At 71.0% G+C, this 16,468-nt stretch carries 14 protein-coding genes; 8 read left to right on the top strand and 6 right to left on the bottom strand.

What is annotated here, in order from left to right:
• Positions 1 to 19: 19 nt before the first annotated feature.
• On the top strand, positions 20 to 1,225 hold the full coding sequence (locus tag ACFHYQ_RS14705) for an ROK family transcriptional regulator (RefSeq protein ID WP_394301740.1): 1,206 nt from the start codon (positions 20 to 22) through the stop codon (positions 1,223 to 1,225).
• Positions 1,226 to 1,249: 24 nt separating this feature from the next.
• On the opposite strand, the gene ACFHYQ_RS14700 is transcribed toward ACFHYQ_RS14705, so the two are convergent.
• A complete protein-coding gene (locus ACFHYQ_RS14700) occupies positions 1,250 to 2,134 on the bottom strand; it encodes a neutral zinc metallopeptidase (protein ID WP_394301688.1) in 885 nt (294 codons plus the stop codon).
• 157 nt (positions 2,135 to 2,291) lie between these two features.
• Between ACFHYQ_RS14700 and dxs the strand changes: the two genes are divergently transcribed.
• From dxs to ACFHYQ_RS14680, 4 genes are all read left to right on the top strand, one after another.
• Positions 2,292 to 4,253 (top strand): 1-deoxy-D-xylulose-5-phosphate synthase, encoded by a 1,962-nt coding sequence (gene dxs, locus ACFHYQ_RS14695; protein ID WP_394301687.1) that lies wholly within the window; start codon positions 2,292 to 2,294, stop codon positions 4,251 to 4,253.
• A gap of 68 nt (positions 4,254 to 4,321) precedes the next feature.
• Entirely contained in the window at positions 4,322 to 5,803 is a 1,482-nt protein-coding gene (locus ACFHYQ_RS14690) for an amino acid permease (protein ID WP_394301686.1), read from the top strand.
• A gap of 102 nt (positions 5,804 to 5,905) precedes the next feature.
• A complete protein-coding gene (locus tag ACFHYQ_RS14685) occupies positions 5,906 to 7,093 on the top strand; it encodes a thiolase family protein (protein WP_394301685.1) in 1,188 nt (395 codons plus the stop codon).
• Positions 7,090 to 9,204: a 3-hydroxyacyl-CoA dehydrogenase NAD-binding domain-containing protein gene (locus tag ACFHYQ_RS14680; RefSeq protein ID WP_394301684.1), complete on the top strand. Its 2,115-nt coding sequence runs from the start codon at positions 7,090 to 7,092 to the stop codon at positions 9,202 to 9,204. The genes ACFHYQ_RS14685 and ACFHYQ_RS14680 overlap by 4 nt, the downstream gene beginning before the upstream one ends.
• Here the strand turns inward: ACFHYQ_RS14680 and ACFHYQ_RS14675 are convergent.
• The 4 genes from ACFHYQ_RS14675 to ACFHYQ_RS14660 all read right to left on the bottom strand — a co-directional run bounded on the left by ACFHYQ_RS14675 (position 9,197) and on the right by ACFHYQ_RS14660 (position 11,690).
• Positions 9,197 to 9,322 carry a PIN domain-containing protein gene (locus tag ACFHYQ_RS14675; RefSeq protein ID WP_394301683.1) on the bottom strand — a complete coding sequence of 42 codons (126 nt, stop codon included), beginning with the start codon at positions 9,320 to 9,322 and terminating at the stop codon, positions 9,197 to 9,199. The genes ACFHYQ_RS14680 and ACFHYQ_RS14675 overlap by 8 nt on opposite strands.
• Before the next feature lie 66 nt (positions 9,323 to 9,388).
• Positions 9,389 to 10,612, bottom strand: a complete 1,224-nt coding sequence (locus ACFHYQ_RS14670) for an HRDC domain-containing protein (protein WP_394301682.1) — start codon at positions 10,610 to 10,612, stop codon at positions 9,389 to 9,391.
• Between the two features lie 3 nt (positions 10,613 to 10,615).
• Positions 10,616 to 11,203 carry a DUF3000 domain-containing protein gene (locus ACFHYQ_RS14665; protein WP_204014226.1) on the bottom strand — a complete coding sequence of 196 codons (588 nt, stop codon included), beginning with the start codon at positions 11,201 to 11,203 and terminating at the stop codon, positions 10,616 to 10,618.
• 181 nt (positions 11,204 to 11,384) lie between these two features.
• Positions 11,385 to 11,690 carry a hypothetical protein gene (locus tag ACFHYQ_RS14660; protein WP_394301681.1) on the bottom strand — a complete coding sequence of 102 codons (306 nt, stop codon included), beginning with the start codon at positions 11,688 to 11,690 and terminating at the stop codon, positions 11,385 to 11,387.
• 372 nt (positions 11,691 to 12,062) lie between these two features.
• Here ACFHYQ_RS14660 and hemE point away from each other — a divergent pair, with 372 nt between their 5' ends.
• Complete coding sequence (gene hemE, locus ACFHYQ_RS14655) at positions 12,063 to 13,100, top strand: uroporphyrinogen decarboxylase (protein ID WP_394301680.1); 1,038 nt, start codon at positions 12,063 to 12,065, stop codon at positions 13,098 to 13,100.
• Here hemE and ACFHYQ_RS14650 read toward each other — a convergent pair.
• Positions 13,089 to 14,153, bottom strand: coding sequence for a DUF4349 domain-containing protein (locus tag ACFHYQ_RS14650; RefSeq protein WP_394301679.1), 1,065 nt, complete (start codon positions 14,151 to 14,153; stop codon positions 13,089 to 13,091). The two genes, hemE and ACFHYQ_RS14650, sit on opposite strands and share 12 nt — an antisense overlap.
• Before the next feature lie 117 nt (positions 14,154 to 14,270).
• On the opposite strand from ACFHYQ_RS14650, the gene hemG reads away from it, so the two are divergent.
• On the top strand, positions 14,271 to 15,737 hold the full coding sequence (gene hemG, locus ACFHYQ_RS14645; RefSeq protein WP_394301678.1) for a protoporphyrinogen oxidase: 1,467 nt from the start codon (positions 14,271 to 14,273) through the stop codon (positions 15,735 to 15,737).
• Complete coding sequence (gene hemQ / locus ACFHYQ_RS14640) at positions 15,734 to 16,453, top strand: hydrogen peroxide-dependent heme synthase (protein WP_394301677.1); 720 nt, start codon at positions 15,734 to 15,736, stop codon at positions 16,451 to 16,453. The genes hemG and hemQ overlap by 4 nt, the downstream gene beginning before the upstream one ends.
• Positions 16,454 to 16,468 lie beyond the last annotated feature (15 nt).

Raw genomic sequence — 16,468 nt, 5'->3', positions numbered from 1 at the left:
GAATCCGAGGCTGGCCATGATGCGCGCAGGTCCCTCCCAGGAGGAGATCCGCAAGCACAACCTCGGCACGCTGCTGCGCCACGTCCATCTGGCGGGGCCGACGTCGCGGGCGGAGCTGACCAACCTCATGGGGCTGAACCGCAGCACCATCATGGCGCTCACCGCGGACCTCACGGCGGCGGGCCTGGTACGCGAGGAACTGCCGAGGGACACCGGCCGAGCCGGACGGCCCTCCCTGGTGGTGCTGCCCGAGTCGGCGCGGGTCCACGTGCTCGCCTTCGACGTCGGCGTCGACCGGTTGGTCGCGGCCCGGGTCGGCCTCGGCGGAGTGATCCTGGACCGCCGCCAGATGGTCCGGCCGCGCCACGGGTTCGAGATGGAGGAGGTCGTCGCCGCCCTCGCCGGGTTCGCCAGGCAGATGCGCCGCAGGATCGGGTCCGACTCGGTCTGCGTGGGGGCGGCGGCCGCGATCTGCGGAGCCGTCGGCCGTACGGACGGAGTCGTGCGGTTCGCGCCGAACATCGGCTTCGAGGATGCGCCGTTCGGAGAGGAACTGACGAAGCGGCTGGAGATCGGCCTGGACGTCGCGGTCGGCAACGACGGGAACCTGGGTGCGCTCGCCGAGCAGTCGCGGGGCGTCGGCGTCGGTTGCCGCGACCTCATCTACCTGCACGGTGACGTGGGCATCGGCGGCGGGATCATGGCAAACGGTCAGTTGCTGGGCGGCCTGGGCGGTTACGGCGGCGAAGTCGGTCACATGATCATAAATCCGGGAGGCCGGCTGTGCGCGTGCGGATCCCGTGGCTGCCTGGAGGCCGAGGTCGGGGAGCGCGCTTTGATGGAGCACGCCGGCCGGTACGGCCAGGCCATCGGAGGCGAGGCCGTGCGCGTGGTGGTCGACGCCGCCGACCGCGGCGACGTGGGAGCGCAGGACGCCCTGCACCGGGTGGGCGACTGGCTCGGCCTCGGCGTCGCCAACCTCGTCAAGATCTTCAATCCGGAGATGGTGATCTTCGGCGGGGTGCTGAGGGAGCTCTATCTGGGCGCTGCCGCCCAGATCCGGACGCAGATCAACACCACGACCCTGACCGCCTCCAGGGAGCGGCTCCGGCTGCGCACGTCGGCGCTGGGCGACGACGCCACCCTGGTGGGGGCCGCCGAGCTGGCTTTCGCCCAGGTGCTCGCCGACCCCCTGGAGGCGCTGGCGCGCGTGGCGCCCACGTAGGTGTGGCGCCCCGCGTGGGCGCCGTCAGGTGACGCGGGAGGCGGGGGCGCTGAAGGTGTTGCAGGCGTGCGGGCCGTTGGCCAGCCAGCCGCGCTTCAGCCAGTAGCGGATGTTCTTGGTCGTGCCGTGAAGCTTGTCGCCCATGATCCAGTCGAGCTGCTTGTCGAAGTCGAGCTGGTCGCGCCCCAGGGAGCTCCAGACGCTGCCGATGAACGCGCCGGAGAAGCACTCGGCCTGCAGTTCGATGCGGCGGGTCATCGCGTAGACCTGCCGCTTGCTCGCCCTGCGCAGCTGCCGGTTGGCCGCGGTGAAGACGCCCGCGCGGTCCTGGGCGTAGTGCCCGTACTCGTGGGCGATCACGGTGAACAGGTTGAACTCGTTCGGGTCGGCGAGCTGATACTTCGACACCATGATCCACATGGTCTTGTCGAGCAGGCAGTACATGCCGGCGGCGTAGTTCGCCGGGTACGTGCCGCAGCCGGTTTTCACGCCGCGGGTGATGTAGCGGACCTTCGGCGGCGAGAACGGCAGCCGGGCCTGGCGGAACTCCTCGGTCCATGAAACGTTGAGACAGTCGAGGAGGTGGTCGAGGTAGACCCGGTAGCTGTCGAGGTCGTCGGGACTGCGGCTCAGCTCCTTGCAGTCGGGAAAGTCGAATTCCCCCGTCTTGTACAGGGGATTGCCGATGAGGGCGTTGCCCCGTGCTGCCGAATGGGCGGCGGACCTGGCGGTCGACTGCGTGGTTGACTGAGCGCTCGATTGGACGGTCGATCGGGCGGCGGCCTCGGCCGGAGCCGACAGGGAGAACGCGGCGACCGCGGCCGTGACCGCGGCGACGATCGGGCGAAGGCCTGTGCGAATCGTCGTCGGGCGTCTTCGGCGGGCAGAGAGTCGAAGGGTTTCGGGCACGAGATCAGAAGCGTAGGGCAGAAGGGACGGAAGGGTAAAGCGGAATCAATGGGATACGCGGTAGGTGTGTCAAGATTCAGCGCAGTCCCTGAGGTGGTGAACGCTCCCGCGAATTAGACTGCGTGTCTGTTCGACGGCGAGCGGGAGAGGAAGACTGGTGGGGATTCTGGAGACGATCAAGGACCCGCTCGACGTGAAGCGACTGGAGGCCGGTGACCTCCCCCAGCTGGCCGCGGAGATCCGCGAGTCGCTGGTCGGCTCCGTGGCGCGGTCCGGCGGCCACCTCGGTCCCAACCTCGGCGTCGTGGAGCTGACCATCGCCCTGCACCGGGTCTTCGACTCGCCGCGCGACCCCATCCTCTTCGACACCGGCCACCAGGCGTACGTCCACAAGATGCTGACGGGCCGGGCCGGCGACTTCGACACGCTCCGCCAGGAGGGCGGGCTGTCGGGCTATCCGAGCCGGGCCGAATCCGAGCACGACTTCATCGAGAACTCCCACGCCTCGACCGCCCTGTCCTACGCCGACGGCCTCGCCAAGGCCTTCCGCCTGCGCGGTGAGACCGGCCGCACGGCCGTCGCGGTGATCGGCGACGGCGCGCTCACCGGCGGCATGGCCTGGGAGGCGCTGAACAACATCGCGGCACACAGGGACCTGCCGCTGATCGTCGTGGTCAACGACAACGGCCGCTCCTACTCGCCGACCATAGGCGGTCTCGCCTCGCACCTGTCGTCGCTGCGCATGACCCAGGGCTACGAGCACGCACTCGAACTGGTGAAGAACAACCTCGGCAGGGTGCCCGTGGTCGGTCCTCCCCTGTACGAGACGCTGCACGGCATCAAGAAGGGCGTCAAGGACATCCTGACGCCACAGGTCATGTTCGAGGACCTGGGGCTGAAGTACGTCGGCCCGATCGACGGCCACGACGAGGCGGCCGTGGAGTCCGCCCTGCGCCGGGCCAGGGCGTTCGGCGGGCCGGTCATCGTGCACGTGCTCACCCGCAAGGGGCACGGCTACGCGCACGCGGAGAACCACGACGAGGACTGCTTCCACGGGCCGGGCCCCTTCGATCCGGTCACCGGAGAGGAGCGGCCCAAGCCGCACGGCTGGACCAACGTGTTCAGCGAGGAGCTGGTGCGGCTCGGCGCGGAGCGGGACGACATCGTGGCCATCACCGCGGCGATGCTGCACCCCGTCGGGCTCGCCTCCTTCGCCGCGGCCTACCCCGACCGCATCTACGACGTCGGCATCGCCGAGCAGCACGCGCTGACCAGCGCCGCCGGGCTGGCCATGGGCGGCCTGCATCCGGTCGTGGCGGTCTACGCGACCTTCCTCAACCGGGCCTTCGACCAGCTTCTGATGGACGTGGCGCTGCACCGGCTGCCCGTCACCGTCGCGCTCGACCGCTCCGGGGTGACCGGCGACGACGGGCCCAGCCACAACGGGATGTGGGACCTGTCGATCCTTCAGGTCATCCCCGGGCTGCGGGTCGCCGTGCCCCGTGACGCCGTACGGCTGCGCGAACTGCTGGCCGAGGCCGTCGCGGTGGACGACGGACCCACGGTGGTGCGCTATCCCAAGGGGGCCGTGCCGCCCGAGATCGAGGCCGTCGGCCGGCTCGGCGGCATGGACGTGCTGCGCTTCGACGGCGCTGACGCGCGGGCGGCCGGGGGAGCGGACGTTCTGCTCATCGCCGTCGGCCCGATGGCCGGGGCGTGCGTGGAGGCGGCGGCCCTGCTCGACGCCCAGGGCATCTCGGCCACGGTGGTCGACCCGCGCTGGGTCAAACCACTGGACGAGGCGCTTGTCGAGGCCGCGGCCGCGCACAAACTCGTGGCCGTGGTGGAGGACAACGGCCGGGTCGGCGCGGTCGGCGACGCCGTCGCCCGCCTGCTGCGCGACGCCGACCTCGACGTGCCGGTGCGCACGTACGGCATCCCGCAGCGGTTCCTCGACCATGCCAAGCGGCCGAAGATCCTGTCCGAGATCGGGCTCACCGGGCAGGGCATCGCCAGGGAGATCACGGAAGCGGTGGCGCGGCGCGTTCCGGCGTTGGAGGACCAGCGCTCGCCTATTCTGGAGGGCCAACCTGCGCGACAGGCCCAGTCGACGGATTGACAAATCGCGAGTAAAACCTCCAGTTTCCGGGAAGTCTGCAGGTCACCGACCCGATGAGGAGCCTGCGGATGAGTGTTTTCCGGACGAAACCGGTCGAGCAGTCCATAGCTGACGCCGAGGACGGCGAGCACCGGTTGAGTCGGAGCCTGTCCGCCCTGGATCTGACCGTTTTCGGTGTCGGCGTCATCGTCGGCACCGGGATCTTCGTGCTGACCGGCGTGGCCGCGCGTCAGGCAGCCGGCCCGGCGGTCGCGATCTCCTTCTTGATCGCGGCCGTCGTGTGCGGCCTGGCGGCATTGTGTTACGCGGAGTTCGCCTCCACCGTCCCGGTGGCGGGCTCGGCCTACACGTTCTCCTACGCGACGATCGGGGAGTTCCCGGCCTGGATCATCGGCTGGGACCTGATGCTGGAGCTCGCCCTCGGCGGTGCGGTGGTGGCCGCCGGCTGGTCGGGCTACTTCACGTCCCTGCTCAAGAACTTCGGGATCTACCTGCCGGACTCGATCGCCGGCGACCACGCGGTCATCAACGTGCCGGCGGCGGCGATCGTGCTGCTGCTGACCGCCGTCCTGGTCGCCGGGATCAAGATGTCCGCCCGCTTCAACGGCGTCATGGTGGCGGTCAAGCTGGTGGTGGTCCTGCTCGTGATCGCGGCCGGCCTGTTCTTCGTGAAGGGCGAGAACTACCGGCCCTTCATCCCGCCGCCCCACGAGGTCCCGGCCGGCCACGGGCTGTCGGCGCCGCTCATCCAGGTCGTGTTCGGTGTGACGCCGGTGGCGTACGGGGTCTTCGGCGTCTTCACCGCGGCCGCGCTGGTGTTCTTCGCCTACATCGGCTTCGACGTCGTCGCCACCGCGGCGGAGGAGACCCGTGATCCGCAGCGCGACCTGCCGATCGGCATCATCGCCTCGCTCGCCGTCTGCACGCTGCTCTATGTCGCGGTCTCGCTGGTGGTCGTCGGCATGCAGCACTACTCCACGCTCAGCGAGTCGGCGCCGCTGGCCGACGCCTTCCGCGCCGTCGGGAAGCCCTGGCTCGCCACGACGATCAGCATCGGCGCCATCGCCGGGCTCACCACGGTCGTGATGATCCTCATGCTGGGCCAGAGCAGGGTGCTGTTCGCCATGTGCCGCGACAACCTCCTGCCGCGTTCCCTGGCCCGGGTCCACTCCCGGTTCCGCACGCCCTACCGGATCACGATCGTCATCGGATGCGCGACCGCGCTGCTCGCCGCGCTGATCCCGCTCAGCGCGATCGCGCAGCTCGTCAACATCGGCACGCTGTTCGCGTTCATCGTGGTCGCGATCGCCGTGCTGATCCTGCGCCGGACCCGGCCCGACCTGCCGCGCGCGTTCCGTACGCCGTGGGTGCCGGTGGTGCCCGCCCTGTCGGTGCTCGCCTCGCTCTACCTGATGCTCAACCTGCCGGTCGAGACGTGGCTACGGTTCCTCGTCTGGATGATCATCGGCTCCGGTGTCTACTTCCTGTACGGCTACCGCCGCAGCCGCGTTTCGGCAACAGCATCGGCGGAGCCGGCCCTCGAAACCTGAACAGCCCCGCGGGGCGCACTGGAGAGTGTGTCTGGGGCGCAGCCCCGATCTCTGTTACTCGCCAGTAGCATTAGAGTGGAAGCTACCGATGAGTAGGAGCGAATGGTGCCTGCGTCCCGTGAAGTCGTCTTCGTCGACGGCGTTCGGACGCCTTTCGGCAAGTCGGGCCCCAAGGGCCTGTACGCCGAGACGCGTGCCGACGACCTGGTAGTCCGCGTCATCCGTGAGCTGATGCGGCGCAATCCTGCCCTCCCGCCCGAGCGGGTGGACGAGGTCGCCATCGCGGCGACCACCCAGATCGGCGATCAGGGCCTGACCATCGGCCGGTCGGCCGCCGTGCTCGCAGGCCTGCCCAAGTCGGTGCCCGGATACGCCATCGACCGGATGTGCGCCGGCGCCATGACCGCCGTCACCAACGTCGCCGGCGGCATCTCCTTCGGCGCCTACGACGTGGCCATCGCCGGCGGGGTCGAGCACATGGGCCGCCATCCCATGGGCGAGGGCGTCGACCCCAACCCGCGCTTCCTGTCCGAACGGCTCGTCGACGGCTCGGCCCTGATCATGGGCATGACCGCGGAGAACCTGCACGACCGCTACCCGTCGATCACCAAGGAGCGCGCCGACGCGTACGCCGTCGCCTCCCAGGAGAAGGTCGCCAAGGCGTACGCCGACGGCAGGATCCAGCACGACCTGGTGCCGATGGCGACCCGCAAGGCCGCCGAGGGCTGGGGCCTGGCGACGGCCGACGAGCCGCCCCGGCCCGGCACGACACTGGAGGGCCTGCGCACGCTGAAGACCCCCTTCCGCGCGCACGGCAGGGTCACGGCGGGCAACGCCGCGGGCCTCAACGACGGCGCCACCGGCTGCCTGGTGGCCGCCGAGGAGGTCGCCGGGGAGCTGGGGCTGACCCCGCGGATGCGCCTGGTGTCCTACGCCTTCGCCGGCGTGGACCCCGAGGTCATGGGCATCGGTCCGATCCCGTCCACGGAACGCGCGCTGCGCCTGGCCGGGCTGACCATCGGCGACATCGGTCTCTTCGAGATCAACGAGGCGTTCGCCGTACAGGTGCTCGCCTTCCTGGAGCACTTCGGCATCGCCGACGACGACCCGCGCGTCAACCCCTGGGGCGGCGCGATCGCGTTCGGCCACCCGCTCGCGTCGTCCGGCGTTCGGCTGATGAGCCAACTCTCGCGCCACTTCGCCGACAATCCGGATGTCAGGTACGGCATCACGACGATGTGCGTCGGCATGGGCATGGGCGGCACGGTCATCTGGGAGAACATGGCATGAGTAACGTCGAGAACCTGAAGTCCCTCCTCACCGGGAAGAGCGCCGACGAGGTCGTCACCTTGGCGCTCGTACGCGACGTCGAACTGCCGCACGGCGCGGGCACGATGGCGCTGATCACGCTCGACAACGGCTTCGACCACACCAAGCCCAATACCTTCGGCCCGCACGGGCTGCTCGCGCTGAACGAGGCCCTGGACACGATCACGGCACGCTCGGACGTCGCGGCCGTGGGCGTCGTCGGCAAACCGTTCATCTTCGCGGTCGGAGCCGACCTCAAGGGCGCGGCCGAGCTCGCCACCCGTGCGGAGGCCCACGCGATCGGCGCGCTGGGCCACCACGTCTTCCGCCGGCTCGGCGAGCTCGGCGTGCCGTCGTTCGCGTTCGTCAACGGCGCGGCGATGGGCGGCGGGCTGGAGATCGCCCTGCACTGTACCTACCGCACCGTCTCGTCCGGCGTCCCCGCGATCGCGCTGCCCGAGTGCTTCCTCGGCCTGGTCCCCGGCTGGGGCGGCACGCAGCTCCTGCCCCGCCTGATCGGCCCGGAGAAGGCCATCAAGCTCATCATCGAGAACCCGCTGTCACAGAACCGCACGATCAAGGGCCGTGACGCGTTCGAGCTGGGCGTCGCCGACGCGATGTTCGAGCCCGCCGACTTCCTGGAGGAGTCACTGCTCTGGGCCGCCCGGGTGCTGCTGGGCGAGGTGACCGTCGAGCGCGCCGCGCACACCGAGGCCGACTGGGCACCGGTGATCGAACAGGCCCGCACCCTCGTCGACCTCAAGCTGCGCGGCGCGTCCCCCGCGCCCTACCGGGCGCTCGACCTCATCGCGCTGGCCCGTACGGCCTCGCGCGACGAGGGATTCGCCGCCGAGGACGAGGCGCTGGCCGACCTGCTCATGGGTGACGAGCTGCGGGCCGGGCTGTACTCCTTCGACCTGGTCCAGCGGCGCGCCAAGCGGCCCGCGGGAGCGCCGGACAGGGCACTGGCCCGGCCGGTCACCAAGGTCGGCGTGGTCGGCGCCGGGCTGATGGCCTCGCAGCTCGCGCTGCTGTTCGCGCGGCGGCTGGAGGTGCCGGTCGTGCTGACCGACCTCGATCAGGAGCGCCTGGACAGGGGCGTCGGCTACGTGCACGCCGAAGTGGACAACCTGCACGCCAAGGGCAGGATCCCCGCCGACCAGGCGGGCCGGCTGAAGGGCTTGGTCACCGGGTCGCTGACCAAGGACGCCTTCGCCGACGCGGACTTCGTCATCGAGGCCGTTTTCGAGGACCTCGGGGTGAAGCGGAAGGTGTTCGCCGAGGTCGAGGAGGTGGTCGCGCAGACCTGCGTGCTCGCCACCAACACCTCGTCGCTGTCGATCACGGAGATGGCCGCGGAGCTGCGCCACCCCGAGCGGGTGGTCGGCTTCCACTTCTTCAACCCGGTGGCCGTACTACCGCTGCTGGAGATCGTGCGCGGTGCCGCCACCGACGACGCGACGCTGGCCACCGCCTTCGCGGTCGGCAAATCGCTGAAGAAGTCGTCCGTGCTGGTCGAGGACGCCCCCGCGTTCGTCGTCAACCGGCTGCTCACCCGGTTCATGGGCGAGGTCATCGCGGCGGTCGACGAGGGCACCCCGCTGGAGGTCGCCGACCACGCCCTCGACTCCCTCGGCCTGCCCATGACGCCGTTCGCGCTGCTCCAGCTCGTCGGCCCGGCCGTCGCGCTGCACGTCGCCGAGACCATGCACGCGGCGTTCCCCGACCGCTTCTCTGTGTCGGAGAACCTGGCCAGGCTGGTCGCGGCGGGCAGGCCCGGCGTCTACGGGGCCGACTTCCAGATCGACCCCGAGGCGCGGGCACTGTTCGAGGGCGGCTCATCCCCCTCGACCGGCGAGGATGTGCGGCTGCGCGCGCTGCGGGCGCTGGCCCAGGAGATCCGGCTCATGCTCGACGAGGGCGTGGTGTCGGCCGCGCAGGACATCGACCTGTGCATGATCCTCGGCGCCGGCTGGCCGTTCCACACCGGCGGCGTCACGCCGTACCTGGACCGGACCGGCATCTCCGAGAAGGTCACCGGCTCCCGCTTCCTGGAGCCTGGGACGGCCTCCGTCCCGACACCTGTCATTTAACGGAACCCGCGGGCACCAGCCAGCGGACCTTCTGCCCCGTGAACGCCGCGATGGTGTCGAAGCCCCGGTCGTAGTGAACGACGACCGCGTCGTTCAACTCGGCACACGCGGCGATCACCAGGTCGGAGACGCCCAGCCCGGCTGTTGATCAGCCTTTGCTGGCGCTGCTCCCGTGAGGTGGAACTCAGAGTTCGCCTTTGGTTTCCAGGCGTTCGAGGGCCTTGGCGAGGGGGCGGGCGGTCAGTGAGATCTGCCACTGGCGGGCGCCCAGCTCGCGCAGCCGTACGGCGATCGCCTCAGCTGAGGCCTCGGCGGGCGGCTCCCACATGAGCCTGCGCACGGTGTCGGGCTGGAGCAGATTCTCCGTCGGCATGCGGTGCTCGTCGGCGAGAGCGGCCACGACGGCGCGAGCGGCGGCCAGCCGCCGGGCGGCGGCGGGGTCGCGGTCGGCCCATCGGTTGGCCGGGGGAGGGCCGTCGCCGGGCCCGACGGGCTGGGGGAGCGCGCTGTCCGGCAGGCTGCGCGCCCGGGTCACCGCGGCGAGCCAGCCGTCGAGGTGGCGGCGGGCGGCGCGGCCGACGAATGGGCTGATCTCGGTGAGCGCCTTGGTCGTGCGCGGTTGGTCGAGGGCTGCCTGCACGATCGCGGAGTCAGGCAGCACACGGCCGGGCGCGAGATCGGCGGCCTGGGCGACCTCGTCGCGCAGCGTCCACAGCTCACGTACCACGGCGAGCCCGCGCAGCGTGCGGACCCGGTGGATGCCAGAGGTGCGCCGCCAGGGATCGCTGCGCGGCACGACGGCCGGCGCGGCCAGGATCGCGGCGAACTCCTCCATCGCCCACTCGAGCTTGCCGGCGGCGGTCAGCTCGGCGTGCAGTGCGTCGCGCAGTTCGACCAGCACCTCGACGTCGAGCGCCGCGTAGCGCAGCCAGTCCTCGGGCAGGGGCCGCTTCGACCAGTCGGCGGCCGAGTGGCCCTTCTCCAGCCGCAGCCTGAGCACGAGCTCCACCATCGTCCCCAGCCCGACCCGCTCGTACCCCAGGAGCCGCCCGGCCAGCTCGGTGTCGAACAGCCGCCGGGGCCGCAGGCCGAGCTCGGTCAGGCAGGGCAGGTCCTGTGTGGCCGCGTGCAGGACGATCTCTGTGTCCGCCAGCGCCCGGTCCAGTGCGCTCAGGTCCGGGCAGCCGACCGGATCCACCAGCGCGGTGCCCGCCCCGGCCCGCCGCAGCTGCACCAGGTAGGCGCGGCCGCTGTAGCGGTAGCCCGAGGCGCGCTCGGCGTCGACGGCGACCGGCCCGCTTCCCCGGGCGAAGGCGTCGATGGCGGCGGCCAGGACCTTCCCATCCCGGATGACCGGCGGGATTCCTTCACGTGGCTCCAACAGTGGCTGGACTTCGGGTTCGATCACGGGCTACGGGGCTTTCGGATGGGTGGTGCGCGGACGCAGGGTGGCGACATCGGGGGGCAGCGGCGGGATGCCCGCGGCCAGGCACATCAGGTCGCACCAGGCGGCGACGTGCGGCGACAGGTCCTCGTCGAGGGGCGACCAGGAGGCACGCAGCTCGAGCTCGGTGGTGACCGGGTCGTCGGCCTTGTTGCCGAAACCCTCCGACACCGCACGGGTGACCGTGCCGCCGGCGGCGGCGTAGGCCGCCCCGTGCGCGTCGAGCGCCTCGGTGAGCCAGCTCCAGGCGACCGGCCCGAGCAGCGGATCGGAGGTGATCTCCGGTTCCATGTCGGCTCGGACGTAGGCGACGAGGCGGAACGGTCCCTCCCAGCCTCGCTGGCCGTCCGGGTCGAACAACATGATCAGCCGGCCCACGGCGAGTTCGTCGTCGTCGCGGTAGACGGAGGCGCCGACCGCCCCTGAGTACGGTGCGAGCCGCTGGGGCGCCGGAATGTCCTCCAGCTCTATCTCCGGCCGCACCTCGGCTGGGCGCAACGTCTCCAGGGCGCGCCGGAAGGCGGCGGGAGGCGCCGGTGGTTCACCGAGGGTCATGACCGAAGAGTAGGTCGAGTTCGGCAGTGCGCGAAGCAGGGAGGTGGCAGCGGGGGGCATGGATGTCGGTCAAGCCGTGGCCGTCTCGGACGTCAGGGTGCCTCCCGCACGGGTTGGCGTGCGGCGTTCTGCGGAACTCCACATCGAAGTCATCGGGTGTTGGGCGTGGAGACCCGGCCCTTCAGGGCTGGGAGGAAACGCCCTCCTCCTTCCACGTGTAGGCGTAGCCATCTGCCCGCTGCAGCAGGCGGACGTGACGATGGTGGATGCCCTGGCGGGTGCCATCGGCGGTGGTGACGTTGAAACTGCCGCTGCTGCGGACGGCGACCCGTCCGATGTGGGTCCCGGCGTGCTTGCCGGACGGCACGACAGCACGGACCAGATCCCCGGTGGCGCATCCCGGGTTGTCTGCTGAAGTGGATTCGAGGGTCCGCCGCTGAGGAAGCACGGCGGAGTCGGTCTGCTGTCCTACGTGAAACGTAGCCATCTGGGATGCACCTCCCTTTTCTGGTGATGGCTTGGGCTGGTCAACACGGGCTCGAGGCATCAGCGGTGCGACACCTCAAGCCCCCTCCCTCAGGAGGGGGTCCTTGACCGCTCCGGAGCCTCTCGTCGGATCCATGGCCCTGTCGGTCCTCGGGACTGATCCGACGTTGGCACATCCCGGCGACAATTCCCCGCAACGCGCTCGGCGTGTCTCGAAAGTGGTATAACTAAGCCGCCATTTGGCGAACATTTTGCCGAAACGTGAGATGACTCACACGTGGCGGTGGGTCAACCTTACGATCTTCCCGGGAGCGTGCGGACAGGACCGTAGGTCGGCGCGCGGACCGCCGCCCCGACATGGCACCCTGTGAGAATGACTCCCCACCCGGCTGACTCCGTTTTCGTCCGCGCCTGTCTGCGCAGGCCCGTGCCGTACACCCCGGTCTGGTACATGCGCCAGGCGGGCCGGTCGCTGCCCGAGTACCGCCGGGTGCGCGAGGGCATCGAGATGCTGACCGCGTGCGCCACGCCCGACCTGGTCGTGGAGATCACGCTGCAGCCGGTCCGGCGGTACGGCACGGACGCGGCGATCTTCTTCAGTGACATCGTGGTTCCGCTCAAGGCCATCGGCGTCGACGTCGACATCAAGCCGAACGTCGGGCCGGTCATGGGTGCCCCGGTGCGCGACCGGGCCGGCGTCGCCGCCCTGCGTCCACTCGAGCCGGACGACGTTCCATACGTCACCGAGGCGGTGCGGGCGCTGACGAAGGAGCTCGGCGGGACCCCACTGATCGGTTTCGCCGGCGGGCCGTTCACCCTCGCGTCATACCTGATCGAGGGAGGTCCCTCCAAGAACCACGACCGCACGAAGGCCATGATGTACGGCGAGCCGGACCTGTGGCATGAGCTGATGGACCGCCTCACCGAGATCACGCTGGGCTTCCTGCGGGTCCAGGTCGACGCGGGCGCGTCGGCCACCCAGCTCTTCGACTCCTGGGTCGGGGCGGTGGCCCCGCAGGACTATCGGACGTACGTACTGCCCCACACCAAGAAGATCTTCGAGGAGCTGGCCGGGCTCGGCGTGCCGCGGATCCACTTCGGCGTCGGCACCGGCGAGCTGCTCGGCCTGTTGGGCGAGGCCGGGGCCGACGTGGTCGGCGTCGACTGGCGGGTGCCGCTCGACGAGGCGGCCGTGCGGGTGGGCGCGGGCAAGGCACTGCAGGGCAACCTCGATCCGGCGATCCTGCACGCCCCGTGGGAGGTCGTCGCGGGACGGGCCCGCGACGTGCTCGACCGCGGCCGGGTCGCGGAGGGGCACGTGTTCAACCTCGGTCATGGCGTGCTCCCCTCCACCGACCCCGGCCAGCTCGCGCGGCTCACCGACCTCGTCCACGAGGTCTCAGCCCGCTGAATCCGAGTCGGCTGAGTCAGGGCCTGCCGGGCCAGGCCGCTGCTCGGCCTGGCCCGCCTCGGCAGACTGTGGCCCGTACGGCTGTGGCGCGACCGGCTGTGGCGCGACGGGCTGGGGCCGGGCGGGCGGTGCCGGGACGGGACGGGGGCGGAACCGGCGCGTGATCACCCGTACGATCAGCCAGACGACGGCCGCCAGGACCAGCCAGGGCAGCAGCACGCCGAGCACGGTCAGGCCGATCTCGATCGCCTCGACGAACGCGCGCCAGCCGACGCGCAGCCCGGACAGGAAGCCCGACTGCGTCTCCTGCTTCTTGGGCTTGGCGCTCGGCTTCGGCTGGGGGATCAGCGTGAGCGTGATCGTCGCCATGCCGGTCTGCGCCGCCAGCGCCTTCTGCCTCGCCTGAAGCGACTCGAGCTCGGCCTCCCGGTTGGAGATCTCCCGTTCGATCTCCATGATCTCGCCGATCTTGTTCGCCTTCGACAGCAGCGTGCGGAACTGGTCGAGCGTCGCGCGCGCCGACTTCACCCGGCTCTCGACGTCGGCGACCTCCTCCGTGACGTCCTTGGTGCCCTGGTGCATCGACTCCCGCTTGCCCAGATCGCGGCCGAGCTGGGCGAGGACATCGGGATAGCGCTGCGGGGGGACCTTGAACGTGATGACCGCGCGGTCGTCACGGCCGTGGGAGTCGCTCTTCTCCTGCGAGACGTAACCCTCGGCGCCCAGCACGATCGTCTTGGCCCGGTCCGCCGCCGAGGGCACGTCCGCCGCCCGGACGGTCAGCTCGGCCGTGTAGATGATGGCCCGGTCCGCCGCGACGTCGACCCGCCGGTCGGAGGACTGCCGCTCGGTGGATGACGCGTCCCGTCCCCCGGGCAGCGCGGCCACGGAGCCCGCGTCCGCTGCCTCTCCCACGGCGGCCGGGACGGCGGCCCGGTCGGCCGCCGAATCGTCGGCTCCGCCCCCGCAGCCGGATACGAGGACGGCGGCCATGATCGCGGCTGCGGCGGCCGTGCCGTACCGGAAGCGCATGCCGTACCGGAATCGTGTCATGTACTTCACACGATTCACGATCCTCGCCGGTTCGGTGCTGACGATCTCGGTGCCGTCACGATGTCGTCACGGCGGGCCGCGTGGGGCCCGGGCGTGCGGGCCGGTAGCTTTTGGGGTATGGACGAGATCTCTGGTCGTCATGTGGTGATCGTCGGTGGGGGCATCGCCGGCCTGTCCGCCGCCCTCCACCTGAACCGCGCCGACGCCCGACTCAAGATCACGGTGCTGGAGGGCGCCGCGCGGATCGGCGGCAAGCTGCACGCCTCCGAGGTCGCGGGCGTGGAGGTGGACGCCGGCGCCGAGGCCATGCTGGCGCGGCGGCCGGAGGGCAAGGACCTCGCACGGCTCGCCGGTCTCGGTGACGCGCTCGTCCATCCGGGGACCACGCGGGCGGCCGTCCTGTCGCGAGGGTCCCTGCACGCCATGCCCGCCGGGCAGGTGATGGGCGTGCCCTCCGATCTGGTCGCGCTCGCCCGATCGGGCATCCTGTCCCCGGGCGGCCTCGCCCGGGCGTCGCTCGACCGGCTCCTTCCGCCGACGCTCGTCACGACCGACGTGTCCGTCGCCGCCTACATCCGGGCGCGGATGGGCGGCGAGGTGGTCGACCGGCTGATCGAACCGATGCTCGGCGGGGTGTACGCGGGCCGCTCCGACAGGTTGTCCCTGGACGCCACCATGCCCAGCGTCGCCGCCGCCGCCCGAACCGAGCGGTCGCTGCTGCGGGCCGCCTCCGTCATCGCGGCCGAGGCGCCCAAGGACGCCGGCCCGGTGTTCACCACCCTCAAGCACGGGATGGGCAGCCTGCCGCAGGCGGTGGCGAAGGCGTCCGGCGCGGACGTCCGTACGGGGACCACGGTCCGCGAGCTCATCCGCACCGAGGGCGGCTGGCGGCTGGTCGTCGGTCCCACCCGGGAGGAAGAGATCATCGAGGCGGACGCCGTGATCCTGGCGGTCCCGGCCCGGCCCGCCTCGCGGCTGCTGGCGCGGGAGGCGCCCAGGGCGGCGGCCGAGCTGGCGCGGATCGAATACTCCAGCATGGCCGTCGTCACCCTCGCCTACCCCGGGGCGGCCTTCCCGCAGGCGCCGCGCGGCAGCGGCTACCTGGTGCCGGCGGTCGAGGGCAGGCCGGTGAAGGCGGCGACGTTCGTCACGACCAAGTGGCCGCACCTGGCCGAGGCCGACCGCGACCTGGTCATCGTGCGCTGCTCGCTCGGCCGGCTGGGCGAGGAGGCGGTTCTCCAGCGTGACGATGCCGAGCTGGTCGCCCTCGCGATGAACGAGATGACGGAGATCATGGGGGCGCGCGGGCTGCCGGCCGACACGCGCGTCACGAGGTGGGGCGGCGCGCTCCCGCAGTACGACGTCGGTCACCTCGACCGGGTCGCCCGAGCCCGCGCCGCGGTGGCCGCACAGCCCGGTCTGGCGCTGTGCGGTGCGGCCTACGACGGCGTCGGCATCCCGGCCTGCGCCGCCACCGGCCGTACGGCCGCCGCCCGCGTCCTGGAACACCTGAGGGCTGAGCAGGAGCCGAAGGCCGGGGCGCGGACCGACCCGGCGGCTCCCGAGGGCAGAATGAAGCCATGAGCGAGCCCACCATCCAGTCCGAAGCCGCCCAGCGTCCGAAGGCGCGTGACCTCAACCTCGTGATCCGCTACACCATGTGGTCGGTCTTCCGGCTGCGCGACCGGCTGCCGGAGGCCAGGGAGAGCCTCACCGGGGAGCTCGAGGAGCTGCTCGCCCAGGCGGCGGGCAAGGACGTGGTGACCCGCGGCTGCTACGACGTGGCCGGGTTCCGGGCCGATGCGGACTTCATGTTCTGGTGGCACGCCCCGTCCGCCGAGGACCTGCAGGACGTCTACACCCGCTTCCGCCGTACGGCCGTGGGCCGCGCCAGTGAGCCGGTGTGGTCGGCGATGGCCCTGCACCGCCCGGCCGAGTTCAACAAGTCGCACATTCCGGCCTTCCTCGCGGACGAGCAGCCCAGGGGTTTCGTCTGCGTGTATCCCTTCGTCCGGTCGCTGGAGTGGTACCTGCTGGAGGACTCCGAGCGCAGGGCGATGCTCGCCGAGCACGGGAAGATGGCCCGGGAGTACCCCGACGTGCGGGCCAACACGGTCTCCTGCTTCGCGCTGAACGACTTCGAGTGGATGCTCGCGTTCGAGGCCGACGAGCTGCACCGCATCGTCGACCTCATGCGCCACCTGCGGGGGGCCGAGGCACGGCGGCACACCCGGGTGGAGATCCCGTTCTACACCGGGGTGCGCAAGCCGGTCAGCGAACTCGTCGCCGCGCTGCCCTGACTCCGCATCCGGCCG

This window comes from Sphaerimonospora cavernae, assembly GCF_042435035.1.
In the GTDB taxonomy this organism is placed as follows: Bacteria; Actinomycetota; Actinomycetes; order Streptosporangiales; family Streptosporangiaceae; genus Sphaerimonospora; species Sphaerimonospora cavernae.
The sequence above is the reverse complement of the archived record's forward strand: the minus strand, read 5'-3'. Positions and strand labels throughout refer to the sequence as shown.